We start from the raw sequence: 17,132 nt of genomic DNA on the forward strand, positions 1-17,132 counted from the left end.
GATATAAATGTTTGTCAGCGTATAATGCAAACCTTTAAAATACTTTATTTTTGCGTGCTTGATTCAATCAACTGTCCACAAGATATTAAACAACTGAATTTAGAGCAGTTGCAATCTTTAGCAGATGAAATTCGTGCATTTTTAATTAAAAATATTCAAAAAACAGGTGGGCATCTTGCGCCTAATCTCGGCACGGTTGAGATGTCTATTGCGGTGCATTATGTTTTTAATACGCCAACAGACAGCCTGGTGTTTGATGTGGGGCATCAGGCTTATACGCACAAAATCCTCACAGGGCGTAAGGATAAAATGCACTCGTTGCGACAGAAAAATGGACTGTCTGGCTTTACCAAAAGATCGGAAAGTGAGCACGACAGCTTCGGTGCTGGACATTCTTCTACTTCGATTAGCGCCGCACTGGGTATTGCGATTGCCAATGGTATTAATCACAATAATAGCAAATCTATTGCGATCATTGGCGATGGTGCGCTCACAGGTGGCATGTCGTTCGAGGCGCTAAATCATGCAGGCGACAGTAATGCGGATTTGTTGATTATTCTCAATGATAATGATATGAGCATCTCAAAAAATGTCGGGGCAATGAGCAAATATTTAACCAAACTTATTTCTGGCAAGATGTATTCAACTATGAAAAACAAATCGCTGGGATTTTTGGAGAAAATGCCGCGTATGCATGAATTCGCCAAACGCTCAGAAGAACACCTTAAAGGCATGGTTTTGCCTAGCACTTTGTTTGAAGAATTGGGGCTTGATTATTATGGACCTATTGATGGACACGATTTACCCACTTTAATTAAAACACTGCAAAATTTAAAGACGCAAAACAAACCTAGACTACTTCATATTATCACCAAAAAAGGCCGTGGACTAGACAGTGCAGAAAACGACCCTTGTAAATTCCATGGTATTGCTCCTGCCACTGATGGTACAAGCACATTAGACAGTTATAGCGCTGTTTTCGGACGCTGGCTGGTCAATACAGCTACCAACAACAAGAAGCTAATTGCCATTACACCAGCAATGTGTACTGGCTCTGGCATGGGCGAATTTGAGCAGAAATTCCCTGAGCAGTATTTTGATGTGGGGATTGCCGAACAACACGCTGTTACTTTTGCAGGTGGCTTGGCTACACAGGGATTAAAACCTGTTGTGGCTATTTATTCGACTTTTTTACAACGCGGTTATGACCAGCTTATTCACGATATTGCTTTGCAAAATCTGAATGTTATTTTTGCCATTGACCGTGCAGGTTTGGTGGGTACTGATGGTGCTACTCATGCTGGGTGTTTTGATTTGAGTTTTTTAAGATGTATTCCAAATTTAACGATTATGACACCCAGCAATGGCTTAGAAATGTATCAAATGTTAAACACCGCCCTTAAGATGGAGTCACCTGCTTGTATTCGTTATCCTAGAGGTGTGGCAAATGTAGAAAACTACGAAACTCAAGGTACGATAGAAATTGGCAAGGCTAAGATTTTGTTAAAAGGCAAAAAAACGGCTATTTTCGCTTTTGGCAATAGGCTTGAATGCGCCCTAGAAGCTGGCAAAAAGTTAGGGGCTAGCGTGATTGATATGCGTTTTGTTAAGCCGCTAGACACAGCACTTATTAGTGCGCTGACAGATGCGCATCAACAGTTGATTTCTATCGAAGATAATGCCATATCAGGGGGTGCAGGCAGTGCAATTGGCGAATACCTACATCAGCAAAAAATCACCACGCCTTTACACATTCTAGGATTGCCAGATGATTTTACTGAGCAAGGTTCTCAAGAAGAATTGTATCAACAATATGGGCTAACAGCCGAAGCCATTGTTGCCATTGCCAACTTATGAAAAAACTACTGAAACGCTATAGTCTCAATGTAAATGAACTAAAAAATCACAAATCGCTTGGCTGGCTCAGCAAACATTTAAACAACGCCAGTTTATGGAATTTCAATCGAAAATCCATCTCCAAAGCCTTTGCAGTTGGCTTATTCTGTGCTTTTATTCCCGTGCCATTCCAGATGTTATTAGCAGCACCCAGTGCCATTATTTTTTCAGCCAACTTACCTGTGGCAGTCGCATTGGTATGGATTACCAATCCTATTACTATACCACCAATTTTTTACGCCTGCTACAAACTCGGTGCTTGGGTTTTGGGCGTAAGTATTGAGCAGGATTTTGTGATGTCGCTTGAGTATGTGTGGCAAGTATTTGATACTATTTGGCAGCCATTTTTGTTAGGCTGCTTAATTGTGTCTACCGTTAGTTCGATAATGGGTTATTTTACTATTCAGTTTATTTACCGACTAAAAATCTATAAAAGACTTAAAAAATCTTAAGATTTTTTAAGTCTTTGTCTGATTTGCGCCTCAAATTCGTCAACCAAATTCTCATTGGTTACTTTAGAGTGCGTTAATCCGTCAATATACATTAGATTAGGATCGCCGCCAGTAAGCCCCACTGAGACTGCCTTGGCTTCACCAGGTCCGTTGACTACACAGCCAATCACCGCTGCATCAATCGGCTCGTTAATGTCTTCAAGGCGAGCTTCAAGTTCGTTCACTACTTTAATCACATCGAACTTTTGCCGTGAGCAAGAAGGACAGGCAATCAAATTAACGCCTTTTTGTCGTAAACCTAATGATTTTAAAATATCAAAACCCACTTTGATTTCATCCACTGGATCTGAGGCTAAAGAAACACGAATAGTGTCGCCGATGCCTTCTGCAAGCAACAAACCCAAACCAACTGAAGATTTGACCGATCCTGATCTGAGTGAGCCTGCCTCGGTAATACCCAAATGCAGTGGGTTGTCAATTTGCGATGCCAGTTGTTTATAGGCAAAAACACTCATAAATACCTCAGAGGCTTTGAGTGATATTTTATAATTATCAAAGTTCAGTTTGTCTAAAATATCGATATGCCTAAAGGCACTTTCTACCATTGCCTCAGGGGTTGGCTCGGTGTATTTCTTTTGTAAATCTTTTTCCAAAGAGCCTGCATTCACGCCAATACGAATAGGGATATTATGGTCTTTAGCGGATGCTACTACTTCTGCCACCCTATCTGCTCGCCCAATATTTCCGGGATTAATACGCAAACAATCAGCACCATATTCTGCCACTTTGAGTGCAATTTTATAATCAAAATGGATGTCGGTAATCAGCGGAATATTTACCTGTTTCTTGATGGCTTTAAAAGCCTCTGCCGCACCCATCGTCGGCACAGAGACACGCACCAAATCAGCACCTGCATTTTGAATGGCTTGTATTTGTGCAACCGTTGCTTTAACATCGTTGGTATCTGTATTGGTCATACTCTGCACAGAAATAGGCGCATCACCACCAATTGCCACATTGCCAACAAAAATTTGCTTAGATTTTCTTCTAACGATAGTATGAATAGGTTTCATTTTTGAATAATTTCATCCAAGTTTTCTAAAATTTCAATTTTTTTTGGTTGGACTTTGTCATGCTCAACATTGACAAAGGTGGTGGTAACTTTTATTTTTTCTATTTCTGCCTCTTTAATAATAATCAAATCTGTGCTTGGTTTTTGCGGCACTTTTAACCCATCAAAAAAATAGTAAATAACAGCAATAATTAATACAAAAAATAATATTGACAGCCACTTAATCAAACTTTTTTTGTTTATTCTTGTTTGTCGTGGATAGTAATCAATACCGCATATCATGTTTGTGTGCGCTTGGTTTTATCAACAACCTTGCCAGCCAATTGTCCGCAAGCTGCATCCACCTCTTCTCCGCGTGTGCGTCTAGTCATGGTACGAATGCCGTTGTCAAATAAAACATCTTGAAAAGATGCAATTGTAACCTTTTTTGAAGTTTGATACTGGGTTTCGGGAAAGGGGTTAAAGGGAATTAAATTCACTTTAGCCGAGAGTCCTTTTAACAAAATTGCTAATTTTTTAGCCTGAGCGACGCTGTCATTGACGCCCTCTAACATCACATATTCAAATAAAATATGCCGTTCCTGCGTACCTGCCGCTAAATAATTTTGACAAGCTGACAAGAGTTCTTGAATGGGGTATTTTTGATTAATCGGCACCAATTCATCACGCAAAACATCATCAGGTGCATGCAAGGATATTGCCAAACTCACTGGGGTTCTGTCTGCCATACGCAACAATGCTGGCACCACACCTGAGGTAGATATGGTTACCTTACGCCTAGAAAGTCCAAAGGCTAAATCATCTAGTAGCAAATCACAAGCCACATATACTGATTTTTCATTCAACAATGGCTCACCCATACCCATAAACACCACATTGGAAATGCGCTTATCTTTATCGGTTAAATACTGCTTAGCAATCATTACTTGGGCAATAATCTCTGCCGTGCTCAGATTACGATTAAACCCTTGCACACCTGTTGAACAAAAAGTACACGCTAATGAGCAGCCTACTTGCGAGGAAATACATAGCGTGCCTCTGTCTTTCTCAGGAATATACACCGTTTCTATGAAATTATTGTCGCCCACATCAATAACCCACTTAATAACACCATCAAGCGCACAATCCTGTTTGAAAACTTTGGGAAAATCAATACAGGCAATATCGTTAAGCTGTTGTCTAAGTTTTTTACTAAGATTTAACATTTTGTCAAAATCAAATTCGTGGTATTTATAAATCCACTGCATAATTTGCTTGACACAATAAGGCTTCTCACCCAAAACTTGAAAAAACTCAGCTAACATTTGTTGATTCAGGTTTAAAAGATTTTGCTTGTTATTTGGCATAATTATTTGACATAAGAGGCATAAAAAAAGCACCCGAAGGTGCCTCTTTCTGAAACAATTAAAATTTAACCGTTTACGGCTTCTTTGAGTGCCTTGCCTGCTTTAAATGCAGCTACTTTAGAGGCTTTGATTTGAATCGTAGCGCCTGTTTGTGGGTTACGACCTGTGCGTGCTGCACGGTCTCTAACAACAAAAGAGCCAAAGCCTGTTAGTTGCACACCATCGCCTTTAGACATAGCGCCAGAAATAGCATCAGTTGTAGCGTTTAATGCGCGACCTGCGTCTGCTTTAGAAAGGTTTGCTGCCGATGCGATTGCATCAATTAATTCAGATTTATTCATGTTTTTCTCCTCGAAGGTTTTTGTTAAAAAAAATACTAAAGGTTTTTTACCTATGCAAGAGATGAAAATAATGAACTAACCACCATCTCAACATTTAGTGGACACAATTATAGACAGAAAAATACCCTTGTGTCAATGTTTTTCAATAAAAAAATACAAACAAACAAGTTTATTTATTTACAACTCTCTTTTAACGCCCTTTGCTTGTCTCTTTTCCAGTCTTTTTCTTTAATATCTTGGCGTTTGTCGTACCCCTTCTTTCCTTTAGCCACACCAATTTCTAGCTTAACCTTGCCTCTAAGCCAATACAATTTGAGTGGCACCACAGTCGCCCCTTTTTGATTGATTTTATCCTTGATGCGGTTAATTTCTAAACGGTGCAATAACAGTTTTCGGGTTCTAGTTGGGTCTGCATTGACATGGGTAGAGGTGTATTTCAACGGAGAAATGTGGCTACCAAACAAAAATAACTCATTATTTTTTAAAATAACATAACTTTCTTTAATCTGTACTTTATTGTCTCGCAGGCTTTTTACTTCCCAGCCCTCTAAAGAAACGCCAACTTCAAGCGTTTGTTCGATAAAATAGTCATGTCGTGCTTTTTTATTGACGACAATCGTATTTGAACTTGTTTTTTTATTTTTCTTGACCATGCATAAAATCTCTAAAAGTGCTATCGTGCCTTACTCGTGCAGGCAAATGTATCAGTTGGTTAATCAAATTGATGAATACCCGCAATTTTTAAACTGGTGCTCATCTGCGTGTATTTTAAATCAAACTGAGGATGAAATTACCGCTTCGGTAAGTATTAATAAAGGTGCATTCCAACAAGCCTTTACCACTATCAATAAATTAACTACTGATGCGTGCATTGATATGCAGCTCAAAGACGGTCTTTTTAAGCAATTAAAAGGTGCATGGATTTTCACCCCACTAAGCGACAGTGCCTGCAAAATCAACCTTGAGTTAGAATTTAGTTTTGCTTCTAAATTGGTTGATATAGCAATTGCGCCTATTTTTACTTCAATCTCCAACACACAACTCGATGCCTTTGTTGAGCGTGCTAAATGCCTTTATGGTTCTGTTTAATAAGCCGTTTGGGGTGTTGTGTCAATTTAGTGGCAAAGGGAAAAACTTGTCCAACTACATTGATATAAAAAACATTTATCCAGCAGGACGACTTGACAAAGACTCAGAAGGCTTGGTGTTATTAACCGATGATGGAAAATTACAACATCAAATTTCACACCCAAAATTTGACAAAGAAAAAACCTATCTCCTCCAAGTTGAGGGCAAAATCACAGATAAAGCCATCACTCAATTATGCCAAGGAATAACACTAAAAGACGGACGCACCAAGCCTGCCAAGGCAAGTGTTATTCAGCAACCTGACTGGCTTTGGCACAGAAACCCGCCAATACGCATACGTCAAAACATCCCAACTTCGTGGATTGAACTCAAAATCACAGAAGGCAAAAATCGCCAAGTTCGGCGCATGAGTGCCCATGTTGGTTTTCCAACATTACGCTTGATTCGGATTGGTATTGGCAAGTTTCAATTAAAACAACTAAAACTTGGCGACTATGAACGCATTTGAACTGGCTTTTAACGCATTAACTGAGTGCGATATTGATAAAAAAATCAATCAAGTAGCAAGTTTACATGCGCACAAAAATACGCTAGAATTTTCAAATGCCTTTCCGGTGCATTCTATTGAAATTCCTGGTAGACCTGACAAGCCAGCATTAGTACGGTTTCAAGATTTACCCAAACACAACAAATCAGACCTGAGTTTTATTCACACCATTCATGCTATTTGCCATATTGAGTTTAATGCGATTAATTTGGCATTAGATGCTATTTATCGCTTTCAAAAGTTGCCTGAACAATTCTATCAAGATTGGATTCAAGTGGCTTTTGAAGAGTCGCAGCACTTTACTCTGATTAATAATTATCTAACCGAACTGGGTTATCAATATGGCGACTTTGTAGCGCACAATGGCTTATGGAAAATGACGCTTGATACCGATTATGATGTGCTTGCGCGTATGGCACTAGTGCCCAGAGTACTAGAAGCCAGAGGCTTAGATGTTACGCCGAAAATTCAAAAACGCTTCCTGCATTCTAAATTTAGCGCTATGAGTGATATTTTACAAACCATCTTTGAAGATGAAATTGGCCATGTCAAAATCGGCAATACTTGGTTTCATTATCTATGCCAACAAAGAGGGGTGAATCCTTTAAGTACTTTTGATGACTTGATAAAAAAGCATATAGGCTCTGAACTTCGAGGTCCGTTCAATATTGAAGCTAGAAAACTAGCAGACTTTTCTAAACAAGAATTAGACTATTTACAGCGCATTTAACCAACTACTTACCTTGATAATAAGGCGTTCAACTGATTTATTGTTTGTGTAATAATGATCGGCATTGTTAATAATCATTTGTGCTGACTTTTTATTACCTGCCATCTTAATCAACCTACCCCTGTAGGCTGATAGTTTTCTCACGCCAGAGAAATCCTGAGCAGCGTAAATATCCAATAACGGTACTGACATCTTGTGAAATGGAAAGCCATTTACAATCTTCTGATTGTAGTCCGTTGCTCCCATACCAATACCAACAAATGCCTTGATTTTATCGTTGTTGTATTTATCCACATAACTCATCGCCATATGTGCGCCGCAACCATGCGCAATCAGCACAATATTACTAATACCTTTTTCCTGGTAAAAATCAATTGCCGCATCAATGCGCTCGTGCGAATAAGGAAATATTGGCACATAATCATAATATTTAGCCTCTTTGCCTAACACTGGCATTTGCACCGATAAAGTATGCCAGCCCTGCTCTGTCAATCCAGTGCGAAGTGGCTTAATGGTGTCCGCCCAGTTAGCGTGCTGCCCACGATTGTGTAGAATAATCACACCGCCTTTAGGCTTATCCGCCTCACTTTCCATAAAGATGCTAAACACTTCTTGGTCGTTTTTAAGGGATAAATATTCCACATCGCCATCCATCACCGCATCCGCTATCTCATCAACCATTCGTTGTTCTCTAAGAAAATCAGGCTTAGAGTCTACAAACTGATTAAATTCAGCATGTAATTTATTTGGATTAAAATCACCAAACATTGGCAAATTTGGCAGCTTCAACATACCAGGGATTGGAAACACCGCATACGATACTTGTATCAATAGTAAACTTAATGTTAATAGAGACCTTTGCATAAATAGGGATGATTAGCAGAATTCAATTTTTGTCAAATTGGTATTTTTTTTAAACTCTGCTCTAGCAAGACTAAGGCTAGGTTTAAAAAAATTACCAAATTGGTAAAAAGTGGATTTTTGATGATTATTCATATTTATACAAAGGTCTCTAATAGAGACCTTTGCATAAATAGGGATGATTAGCAAAATTCAATTTTTTCCAGATTGGTGATTTTCTTAAACCTTGTCCTAGCAGGGCTAAGGCTGGGTTTAAAAAATTGCCAAGCGGGTGAAAAGTGGATTTTTGATGATTATTCATATTTATGCAAAGGTCTCTAATAGTAATTTATTCATTATTTTCTCCTAATTTATCTAGTGCAGTTTGTGCCTGAGGATGTTTGTTTTTCCTAGCTTTGTCAAACCAATAAGTTGCTTGTTTGCTGTTATTTTGCTCCAAAAACAACGATGCCAAATTAAACTGTGCATATTCATCGTTTGCATTTGCCGCTATTAACCACCACTGCCGTGCCTTTTTTGTGTCGCCGTGTCGATAATACAGCATTGCTAATTCACTTTGTGCGTAAGTCAGGCCTTGTTTGGCAGACTTTTCAAACCACGCAAATGCTTCTTTATCGTCTTGCTTAACACCCAATCCATGCAAATAACTCAGCCCAATATTATTTTGAGCCGCACTATGGCCTGCCTCAGCCGCACGCATCATCCAGAGAAAGGCATCATCATTGCGTTTTCTCTGAGAATATTCATGTCCAATTCGATACCACGAATCTGCACGACTATCAGCAATCGCTGAGGGTGCACTTAGTAGTAAGACGAAAAAAAAGGGTGTTATTAGCACCCTTTTTTCCTTTAGTAGAGGTCTTTGCATAAATATGGATGATTAGCAGAATTCAATTTTTGTCAAATTGGTATTTTTTTTTAAACTCTGCCCTAGCAAGACTAAGGCTGGGTTTAAAAAAATTACCAAGTTGGTAAAAAGTGGATTTTTGATGATTATTCATATTTATGCAAAGACCTCTAGCAAGGTAATCAAAGATTACTTACCAACAGTGCTAAGACCTAATGAATGCCATGCATTCATACCTGAGCGGTAATATTTAAGTTTGCTTTCTGGGTAGCCCAAAGAAAGTAAGGCTTTAATCGCCTCAGGGGATTGCCCACACCACAAACCATTACAAAACAAGTATAAAGTTTTAGCTCTACTGAAGTTAAAAATACCATCTTGTTCAGTCACACCAAACCTACTGGTTAAAATTTCCATCACTGCATCTGGATCTTTAGCAACTGCCTTAGCGTTTAACTTTTTAAATGAGATATTTACTGAACCTTTGATAGTGCCACCTTTTTTAGCACTCATCCAAACTGGGGTTCTTGCATCAATCACCATTTTTGAGTTGTCGCCTTTGGCAATATCACTAAGTGCGTGGATAATATCTAATTCACTTACAGTATCAACGGCAGCAGGCACAAACGGATTTGTTGGTTGAATACAGAATGGCGGACAAGGACGCGAAGTCTTTGCAAACGCTGGGTGGATAGTGGCTTTATTATTTTGGTCACGCGAAATGCCTGCAGCCTCCATAACACCTTTAACAATGCCAACTGGCTTAGCCATTACAGTCGTTGACGCTAATAATGCTACCGATGCAGCACTTACTACTAGTGTTTTAAGTTTCATATTATTTTTCCTTTTTTATATAAAAAATGACTCTTTTGAGCCTTTTATTGATAGTTCCCCACTTTAGCAGAACTAAAAATTCTTATAATCTCTGTTTGCTAATCGCAACTAGGCGCTTCTTCTAAATTATGTTGTGCGTAATAATCAACCACACAAATCTCACGCTGATCTTCATCATCAACCTCTTCACAACGGTTTTTAGCGCCATCACGCACTAGTTGTATTTGAGCCTCAGTTGCATCATCACTTAATGCGGTAACACCGTCTTGCACATCAGCAAACACATTAAAACTTAATGCCAGTCCAAATAATATTGCTAATTTTTTCATTACTACTCCTTGCGTTTTATTGATTTAAAGATGCTCATTATTCACAGGAAAAAATACTTTGCAAGTCTATCTATATTTAATAATATTATGATAAATTAATATTATCCATTGCTTGATTGGCTAACAAATCCGCTATATCATTACCTTCATTGCCACTGTGTCCTTTGACCCAATACCAATTCACCTGGTGTTTTTGATTAAGTGCGTCTAATTTTTGCCACAAATCTGCGTTTTTAACGGGTTTTTTTGCCGCTGTTTTCCAGTTTTTTCGCTTCCAACTAACAATCCATTGGGTAATGCCATTCATCACATATTTTGAATCAGTATATAAATCAATAGCAATATCACTTGATTTAATCTCCTCTAAGGCTTTAATTGCAGCCATTAATTCCATGCGATTATTGGTGGTGTCTTTTTCAGAGCCGTTGAGTTTTTTCTCACGCTTGCCATAACGCAACCACACGCCCCAACCCCCAATACCGGGATTGCCTCGACAGCCACCATCTGTGTATATAATTATTTTATTCATCGATATTTATTTGTAGCCAATATTCTAATAATGCCAAATGCCACAAGCGTGAGCCATTCAATGCGGTCATATAATTCTCAGGTTTGTTAATAACTTTTTTGACAAATTTTTGGTCAAATACGCCACGATTTTTGCAGGCACTTGAGGTGAGGATATCACTCATAAAATCCAAAAATTCACCTTGCACATATTTCAGTGCTGGCATCGGGAAATATCCTTTCTTTCTGTCAATCACACTATCGGGCAACAAGCCTCTGGCGATATGTTTAAGCGGATATTTACCTTCTTCTGCCATTTTTAGGCTCGGTGGCATACTCAGCGCATGCTCGACCAATTGCGTATCCATAAACGGCACTCTCGCCTCTAGCCCCCACGCCATAGTCATATTATCCACTCGCTTGACAGGGTCGTCAACAATCAAGCGGGTAATATCAGTGCGAAAAACCTTGTCCATAAATTCCCCCGCATTGTCTTTGGAAAATTCTTTATTGAGCCAATCTTGCGTATGATTGCCAGTGTGATATTTCTTGTTCACAGTTTGTAAATATTCTTCATAAGGCCTGTCAATATAGTGTTTGGCAAAGCGTTTAAATTCACTGCCCGATTCTTGATTCATGCGTGAATACCAAAAATACCCAGCAAATGCCTCATCCGCCCCTTGCCCTGATAGCACGACTTTAATATGCTTTGACACTTGCTCAGACAGCAAATAAAACGCCACCGCATCCTGCCCCACCATTGGTTCTGCCATATTTACCACTGCCTCTCCTAATCGTGGCAAAACTTGCGTATTACTCACCACATATTTTTCGTGGGTGGTTTTAAATTTCTCAACAATTTGATCAGAATATTCAAACTCTGAACCTGATTCATCGCCAATGTCTTCAAAACCAATCGAAAACGAACGAATATCTTGATGCCCTGCCTCATGTAAAAGCCCAACCAGCAAAGAAGAATCCAACCCACCTGAAAGCAACACACCAATTGGCACATCAGCCGCTAACATTCTTTTATCAACAGCCTTAATCAGCAGTTCATGGGTTTTTTCCAGATATTCTTTGTCGCTCAAATCCATCCTTTGTGCGTTCGGTTGCCAATAGGTTTTTTCGATTATTTTTCCCTGCATGTCAATCATTAGCGTGGTAGCAGGCTTGATTTTATTCACCCCATTTAAAATCGTATTGGGTGCAGGCACCACGCCATGCAAGGATAATTGCTGCTGCAACGCCACCGAATTAATACTGGTGTCTGCGCCAATCACCGTCAAAGCTTGTGTGTTGGAAGCAAAACTAAACGCCTTGTCGGTTAGATTAAAATACAGCGGTTTGATTCCCATCCGGTCTCGTGCAACAAACAATTGCTTGCCATTCCAAATGCAAAAAGCAAACATCCCGTCCAAATGCATTACACAATCCTCGCCCCAATAATGATAAGCCTTAAGTATCACCTCAGTATCCGATGTGGAAAAAAACTGATAACCCTGCTTGATTAAATCTTGTCGTAGGGCTTTATAATTATAAATCGTGCCGTTAAATACCAGTGTCAAGCCCAAAGTTTCATCCACCATTGGCTGATGCGCATGATTAGACAAATCAATAATACTCAAACGCTGATGCCCAAAACCAACATTTTTATCCAACCACACGCCACTATCATCAGGGCCTCGGCGTGCAATCTTATACATCATCTGCTCTAAATCTGATGACTTAACCGCTTGTTTATCAAATCTTAACTGACCACAAAGTCCGCACATAAGTTTAATGAAAATGTAAAATGAACTATTTTATCAAGTATTGTGTATTAATAATGACTCAAACACTTTATGACAAATTAATGGTTGCACACACGATTTGTGAAGAAGAAACCACTTCGCTGATTTATATTGACAGACAGTTAATTCACGAAGTTACCTCACCACAAGCCTTCGAAGGTCTAGAAATAGCAGGCAGAAAACCATGGCGTATTCAGGCAAATTTAGCGGTTCCCGATCACAATGTGCCAACGACTGAGCGTTCAAATGGTGTTAATAGCATCACTGACCCAATTTCAAAACTCCAAGTGGAAACTTTGGATAAAAATTGCAAAAAATTTGGCATTAATGAAATTCAGATGAATGACATTCGCCAAGGTATTGTGCATGTAATTGGCCCTGAACAAGGTGCAACGCTACCGGGCATGAGCATCGTTTGTGGCGATTCACACACCTCCACCCACGGTGCATTGGGTGCCTTAGCCTTTGGCATTGGCACCAGCGAAGTTGAGCATGTGCTAGCCACAGGTTGCTTGTGGCAATCTAAAGCCAAAAATCTCAAAATTGAAGTTACTGGCACGCTTAACAACATGGTTAGCGCTAAAGATATAGCACTTTATATCATCGGACAAATCGGCACAGCAGGTGGCACAGGTTACGCCATTGAATTTACAGGCAGCACCATTCAAAACCTATCCATAGAAGGCAGAATGACCTTGTGCAATATGGCAATCGAAGCTGGTGCACGCATCGGTATGGTTGCTGTTGATGACAAAACCATTGACTATGTCAAAGGCAAGCCACTCGCACCAACTGGCGACGAGTGGGACAAAGCCGTTAAATATTGGCAAACTTTACATTCAGATAAAGACGCATATTTTGACAAAACACTACATTTTTCAGCCAGCGACATTAAACCCCAAGTTACTTGGGGAACCTCTCCAGAAATGGTAGTAGCAATTGATGAAAGCGTGCCAAACCCTAAAAATGCCAAAAACGAAGTGCAAAAAACCAGTTGGCAAAACGCACTTGACTACACCCATCTAACCGCCGACACCCGTATATCAGATATTAAAATCGACAAAGTTTTTATTGGCTCTTGCACTAACTCACGCATTGAAGATTTACGCATTGCTGCCAGCGTTGCCAAAGGCAAACACATTGCCGATAACATTAAATTAGCACTGGTCGTCCCCGGCTCTGGTTTAATCAAAAAACAAGCCGAAAAAGAAGGCTTGGACAAAATTTTTACCGATGCAGGTTTTGAATGGCGTGAAGCTGGCTGCTCAATGTGCCTAGCTATGAACGCCGACAAGCTAGAAGCAGGTGAAAGATGTGCCAGCACCTCAAATCGTAACTTTGAAGGTCGCCAAGGTCAAGGTTCATTCACTCATTTAGTTAGCCCTGCAATTGCTACAGCCAGCGCTATTGCTGGTCATTTTTCAAATATTTAGAAGGTAAAAATATGTCATTTCTTACTATGGAGCCCAGCAATGAAACATTTAAAAACTTGATGGGGAATAGTGTTCAATACCATGTGCCTCGCTTTCAAAGGGACTACTCTTGGGATCAAGAGCAATGGGAAGACTTATGGGAAGATATTGAAAACTTAAATGAAGAAGAGCACTATATGGGTTACATTGTCCTTCAACGCAATGAAGAAGATAAAAATAACTTTTCGGTAATTGACGGACAACAGCGACTGATTACCTTGTCTTTATTTGTGCTGTCTTCTATGCGGGCAATTCAAACCCTAATTGATGACGATATAGATAGTAACGACAATGAATTAAGATTAAAAGGCTTTAGAAGTGATTTTATTGGCTCTTTAAGCAGAACAACGCTTACACCTTACAACAAACTCACTTTAAATAGAAATAATAACGACAAATTTAAATCCATTTCTGAGAAATTAAAGCCCTTAATTAGTAGAAACCAAACCAAAACAAATAAATTAATGTCTAATTGCCTTGAGTTTTTCTATAAAAAAATCACGCAAAAATCTGGTGAAGAAATTGTTAATTTTATTGAAAAAACAACAGATGGTATGTTATTTACTAAGATTGTAGTAGATGATAATCTAAATGCCTATAAAGTCTTTGAGACGCTTAATGCTAGAGGCGTTCAGCTTTCAACGCCTGATTTACTTAAAAATTATCTATTTTCACAGATTACTCATAATAATTCAATTGACGATACTGAACTCGATGATATGGATAAAAAATGGAGCGAAATTATTTCTGAATTAGGGGAAGGAAATTTCACAGATTTTGTGCGTTATTATCATAATGCCAATTACCCATTAGTTACCAAGAAAAAACTATTTAATGGAATTAGAGACAAAATTACACAAGCAGAAAATGCACAAAACTATTTAAACAATTTATCAGAATACGCACCAATATTTGCAGCACTCAACACTCCAGAAGATGGGCTCTGGAATAATTCAAAGTATTCTGAAGTTAAACCCTACTTGAAGGCCTTTAAATTATTTACTATTAAGCAGCCATTTTTATTATTACTAACCGCTTACAATGAATTTAATGCCGATGAATTTATTAAACTTGCCAAATACTTATACATCTTATCAATTCGTTACAGCGTTATTGCTCATTATTCTCCTAACAAACTAGACAAGGTTTACAACGCATTAGCAATAAAAATATCAAGTAAAGAATTAACACGAGCAAGTCACATTAAAAATCAACTAGAATTTAAAGACTTATATCCTAATGACGATAAATTTAAAGCAATGTTCAAATATCACACCATGCCTAGCCGACAGAGTAGTAAAAAGATTCGCTTTTTATTAACGCAAATTGAAAACCAAATTGCACAAACTGGTTCAGATGATGAAAATTGGACATTAGAGCATATCATTCCTTACAATATATCTGAAAAATGGGTAGCATATTATCAAGGTCAATATAGCCAAGAGATTGATAGATTAGGAAATATGACACTACTAACAAAGTCAGAAAATGACGAGTGTGGCACGCAATTATTCAATAAAAAAAAGGCGATTTACCAAAATTCTAATTCCAAACTCTCTAAAAAAATATCTGAATACGAAGAATGGGATAGCGAAACACTCGAGCGTCATCAAGATTGGTTAGCACAACAAGCAACAAATACCTGGAAAATAAATTATGAATAAATTTACAATATTAACTTCAATTGGACTGCCTCTTAATCGTGCCAATATTGATACCGATGCAATTATCCCGAAGCAGTTTTTAAAATCAATTAAACGCTCAGGCTTTGGGGTTAACTTATTTGATGAATGGCGTTATTTAGATCATGGCGAAGTGGGAATGGACAATACTAAGCGTCCATTAAATAATGATTTTGTTTTAAATAAACCTGAGTATCAAGGGGCAAAAATACTTCTAACACGGGAAAATTTTGGTTGTGGCTCAAGTCGTGAACATGCACCTTGGGCGTTGGAAGATTACGGCTTTTGGGTGATTATTGCACCGAGTTTTGCCGATATTTTTTACAATAATTGTTTTAAAAATGGCATTTTGCCTATTGTGCAAGACAATGATGTAATGGACAAATTATTTGCAATAACAGATGAAATTACCATTAACCTTGAGGCGCAAAATATCTATGCTAATGGTGAGAATTACCCTTTTGAGGTGGATTTAGAGCGAAAAAGGCGATTGCTAAATGGCCTTGATGACATTGACTTAACTTTGCAATATAAAGACGAGATTAAAGCCTTCGAAAAAAACTACTTTAACCAATACAGCTGGCTATGATTGGCAAACTTACTGGCGTTATTTTAGGCAAAAACCCACCTGAAATCTTGCTTGATGTCGCTGGCATTGGTTATGAAATTTTATGCCCAATGTCCAGTTTTTACGCAATGGGGGATGAAAAACAACTGTCGTTATATACCCATCTATCCATCAAAGAAGATGCACATACCCTATATGGCTTTGTCTCCAAAGATGAAAAAACCTTATTTAGAGAATTGATTAGAGTCAATGGCATTGGTCCTAAAGTGGCACTGGCGATTTTGTCCCATCTTGACATTGCTTCATTAATGAGTGCTGTTGCTAACGAAGATGATATTTTGCTAGCAAAAACACCGGGTATTGGTAAGAAAACTGCTCAAAAATTGATTGTTGAACTCAAAGATCGCCTAGTCAAACTTGAACTTAATAATTCCAATAATCAAATGATTACACCTAGTAGCAATCCAAATACCAGTAAAGCACTATCTGCACTACAAACACTTGGCTTTAAGGCTAAAGAGGCAGAAAAAATGCTCAATGTTATTACCGATCATTCATTGACCACCGAAGAACTTATCCGCCAAGCATTGAAAAACAAATAATCATTAAAGTCTGAAAATATGGATAACCCCATTAAATAAGTGTAATGATCTAACTTTCTTAGACACAAAGATAGCCTTATAATACAAAAAATAAGGAGGTCAAAATGACGCAAATAATAAAAACCAGAAAAGAGAGAATAAATCTAACAATTGAGCAAAAATTAGAC

At 38.5% G+C, this 17,132-nt stretch carries 21 protein-coding genes; 9 read left to right on the forward strand and 12 right to left on the reverse strand.

Features of this window, described 5'->3' with window-relative positions; all coding sequences use genetic code 11:
• Positions 1 to 24 precede the first annotated feature (24 nt).
• Positions 25 to 1,857: a 1-deoxy-D-xylulose-5-phosphate synthase gene (gene dxs / locus CRYPD_RS02320; protein ID WP_138145965.1), complete on the forward strand. Its 1,833-nt coding sequence runs from the start codon at positions 25 to 27 to the stop codon at positions 1,855 to 1,857.
• Positions 1,854 to 2,348, forward strand: coding sequence for a DUF2062 domain-containing protein (locus CRYPD_RS02325; protein ID WP_138145966.1), 495 nt, complete (start codon positions 1,854 to 1,856; stop codon positions 2,346 to 2,348). The genes dxs and CRYPD_RS02325 overlap by 4 nt, the downstream gene beginning before the upstream one ends.
• On the opposite strand, the gene ispG is transcribed toward CRYPD_RS02325, so the two are convergent.
• The 5 genes from ispG to smpB all read right to left on the reverse strand — a co-directional run bounded on the left by ispG (position 2,345) and on the right by smpB (position 5,760).
• Positions 2,345 to 3,421, reverse strand: a complete 1,077-nt coding sequence (gene ispG / locus CRYPD_RS02330; RefSeq protein WP_138145967.1) for a flavodoxin-dependent (E)-4-hydroxy-3-methylbut-2-enyl-diphosphate synthase — start codon at positions 3,419 to 3,421, stop codon at positions 2,345 to 2,347. The genes CRYPD_RS02325 and ispG overlap by 4 nt on opposite strands.
• Positions 3,418 to 3,702, reverse strand: a complete 285-nt coding sequence (locus CRYPD_RS02335; protein WP_212743991.1) for a hypothetical protein — start codon at positions 3,700 to 3,702, stop codon at positions 3,418 to 3,420. Before CRYPD_RS02335 ends, ispG begins: the two co-directional genes overlap by 4 nt.
• A complete protein-coding gene (gene rlmN / locus CRYPD_RS02340; RefSeq protein ID WP_138145969.1) occupies positions 3,699 to 4,766 on the reverse strand; it encodes a dual-specificity RNA methyltransferase RlmN in 1,068 nt (355 codons plus the stop codon). The genes CRYPD_RS02335 and rlmN overlap by 4 nt, the downstream gene beginning before the upstream one ends.
• A 65-nt stretch (positions 4,767 to 4,831) precedes the next feature.
• Positions 4,832 to 5,107: an HU family DNA-binding protein gene (locus CRYPD_RS02345; protein ID WP_138145970.1), complete on the reverse strand. Its 276-nt coding sequence runs from the start codon at positions 5,105 to 5,107 to the stop codon at positions 4,832 to 4,834.
• Positions 5,108 to 5,280: 173 nt separating this feature from the next.
• Complete coding sequence (gene smpB, locus CRYPD_RS02350) at positions 5,281 to 5,760, reverse strand: SsrA-binding protein SmpB (RefSeq protein WP_138145971.1); 480 nt, start codon at positions 5,758 to 5,760, stop codon at positions 5,281 to 5,283.
• Between smpB and CRYPD_RS02355 the strand changes: the two genes are divergently transcribed.
• The 3 genes from CRYPD_RS02355 to CRYPD_RS02365 are packed head-to-tail and all read left to right on the forward strand — an operon-like array spanning position 5,759 to position 7,473.
• A complete protein-coding gene (locus CRYPD_RS02355) occupies positions 5,759 to 6,196 on the forward strand; it encodes a type II toxin-antitoxin system RatA family toxin (RefSeq protein WP_138145972.1) in 438 nt (145 codons plus the stop codon). The genes smpB and CRYPD_RS02355 overlap by 2 nt on opposite strands.
• Positions 6,183 to 6,704 carry a pseudouridine synthase gene (locus CRYPD_RS02360; RefSeq protein WP_342211694.1) on the forward strand — a complete coding sequence of 174 codons (522 nt, stop codon included), beginning with the start codon at positions 6,183 to 6,185 and terminating at the stop codon, positions 6,702 to 6,704. The genes CRYPD_RS02355 and CRYPD_RS02360 overlap by 14 nt, the downstream gene beginning before the upstream one ends.
• Entirely contained in the window at positions 6,691 to 7,473 is a 783-nt protein-coding gene (locus tag CRYPD_RS02365) for a ferritin-like domain-containing protein (RefSeq protein WP_138145974.1), read from the forward strand. Before CRYPD_RS02360 ends, CRYPD_RS02365 begins: the two co-directional genes overlap by 14 nt.
• Here the strand turns inward: CRYPD_RS02365 and CRYPD_RS02370 are convergent.
• From CRYPD_RS02370 to CRYPD_RS02395, 7 genes are all read right to left on the reverse strand, one after another.
• Positions 7,459 to 8,337 carry a DUF3530 family protein gene (locus CRYPD_RS02370; RefSeq protein ID WP_138145975.1) on the reverse strand — a complete coding sequence of 293 codons (879 nt, stop codon included), beginning with the start codon at positions 8,335 to 8,337 and terminating at the stop codon, positions 7,459 to 7,461. The genes CRYPD_RS02365 and CRYPD_RS02370 overlap by 15 nt on opposite strands.
• A gap of 148 nt (positions 8,338 to 8,485) precedes the next feature.
• On the reverse strand, positions 8,486 to 8,635 hold the full coding sequence (locus CRYPD_RS07860) for a hypothetical protein (RefSeq protein ID WP_171004283.1): 150 nt from the start codon (positions 8,633 to 8,635) through the stop codon (positions 8,486 to 8,488).
• Between the two features lie 27 nt (positions 8,636 to 8,662).
• Positions 8,663 to 9,172 carry a tetratricopeptide repeat protein gene (locus tag CRYPD_RS02375; RefSeq protein ID WP_171004284.1) on the reverse strand — a complete coding sequence of 170 codons (510 nt, stop codon included), beginning with the start codon at positions 9,170 to 9,172 and terminating at the stop codon, positions 8,663 to 8,665.
• 198 nt (positions 9,173 to 9,370) lie between these two features.
• On the reverse strand, positions 9,371 to 10,012 hold the full coding sequence (locus CRYPD_RS02380; protein WP_138145977.1) for a rhodanese-like domain-containing protein: 642 nt from the start codon (positions 10,010 to 10,012) through the stop codon (positions 9,371 to 9,373).
• 98 nt (positions 10,013 to 10,110) lie between these two features.
• On the reverse strand, positions 10,111 to 10,341 hold the full coding sequence (locus tag CRYPD_RS02385; protein ID WP_138145978.1) for a hypothetical protein: 231 nt from the start codon (positions 10,339 to 10,341) through the stop codon (positions 10,111 to 10,113).
• An 85-nt stretch (positions 10,342 to 10,426) separates the two neighbouring features.
• Complete coding sequence (rnhA, locus tag CRYPD_RS02390) at positions 10,427 to 10,870, reverse strand: ribonuclease HI (RefSeq protein WP_138145979.1); 444 nt, start codon at positions 10,868 to 10,870, stop codon at positions 10,427 to 10,429.
• On the reverse strand, positions 10,863 to 12,623 hold the full coding sequence (locus tag CRYPD_RS02395) for an N-acetylglutaminylglutamine amidotransferase (protein ID WP_138145980.1): 1,761 nt from the start codon (positions 12,621 to 12,623) through the stop codon (positions 10,863 to 10,865). The genes rnhA and CRYPD_RS02395 overlap by 8 nt, the downstream gene beginning before the upstream one ends.
• Before the next feature lie 53 nt (positions 12,624 to 12,676).
• Here CRYPD_RS02395 and leuC point away from each other — a divergent pair, with 53 nt between their 5' ends.
• From leuC to ruvA, 4 genes are read left to right on the forward strand one after another with little or no spacing between them, the layout of a single operon-like run.
• The gene (leuC, locus tag CRYPD_RS02400) at positions 12,677 to 14,074 is read left to right on the forward strand and encodes a 3-isopropylmalate dehydratase large subunit (protein ID WP_138145981.1); all 1,398 of its coding nucleotides are present in this window, start codon (positions 12,677 to 12,679) and stop codon (positions 14,072 to 14,074) included.
• An 11-nt stretch (positions 14,075 to 14,085) separates the two neighbouring features.
• Entirely contained in the window at positions 14,086 to 15,777 is a 1,692-nt protein-coding gene (locus tag CRYPD_RS02405; protein ID WP_138145982.1) for a DUF262 domain-containing protein, read from the forward strand.
• Positions 15,770 to 16,384, forward strand: a complete 615-nt coding sequence (gene leuD, locus CRYPD_RS02410; protein ID WP_138145983.1) for a 3-isopropylmalate dehydratase small subunit — start codon at positions 15,770 to 15,772, stop codon at positions 16,382 to 16,384. Before CRYPD_RS02405 ends, leuD begins: the two co-directional genes overlap by 8 nt.
• A complete protein-coding gene (ruvA, locus tag CRYPD_RS02415) occupies positions 16,381 to 16,965 on the forward strand; it encodes a Holliday junction branch migration protein RuvA (RefSeq protein WP_138145984.1) in 585 nt (194 codons plus the stop codon). Before leuD ends, ruvA begins: the two co-directional genes overlap by 4 nt.
• Positions 16,966 to 17,132 lie beyond the last annotated feature (167 nt).

This window comes from Bathymodiolus heckerae thiotrophic gill symbiont (genome assembly GCF_900180345.1).
Classification (GTDB): Bacteria; Pseudomonadota; Gammaproteobacteria; order PS1; family Pseudothioglobaceae; genus Thiodubiliella.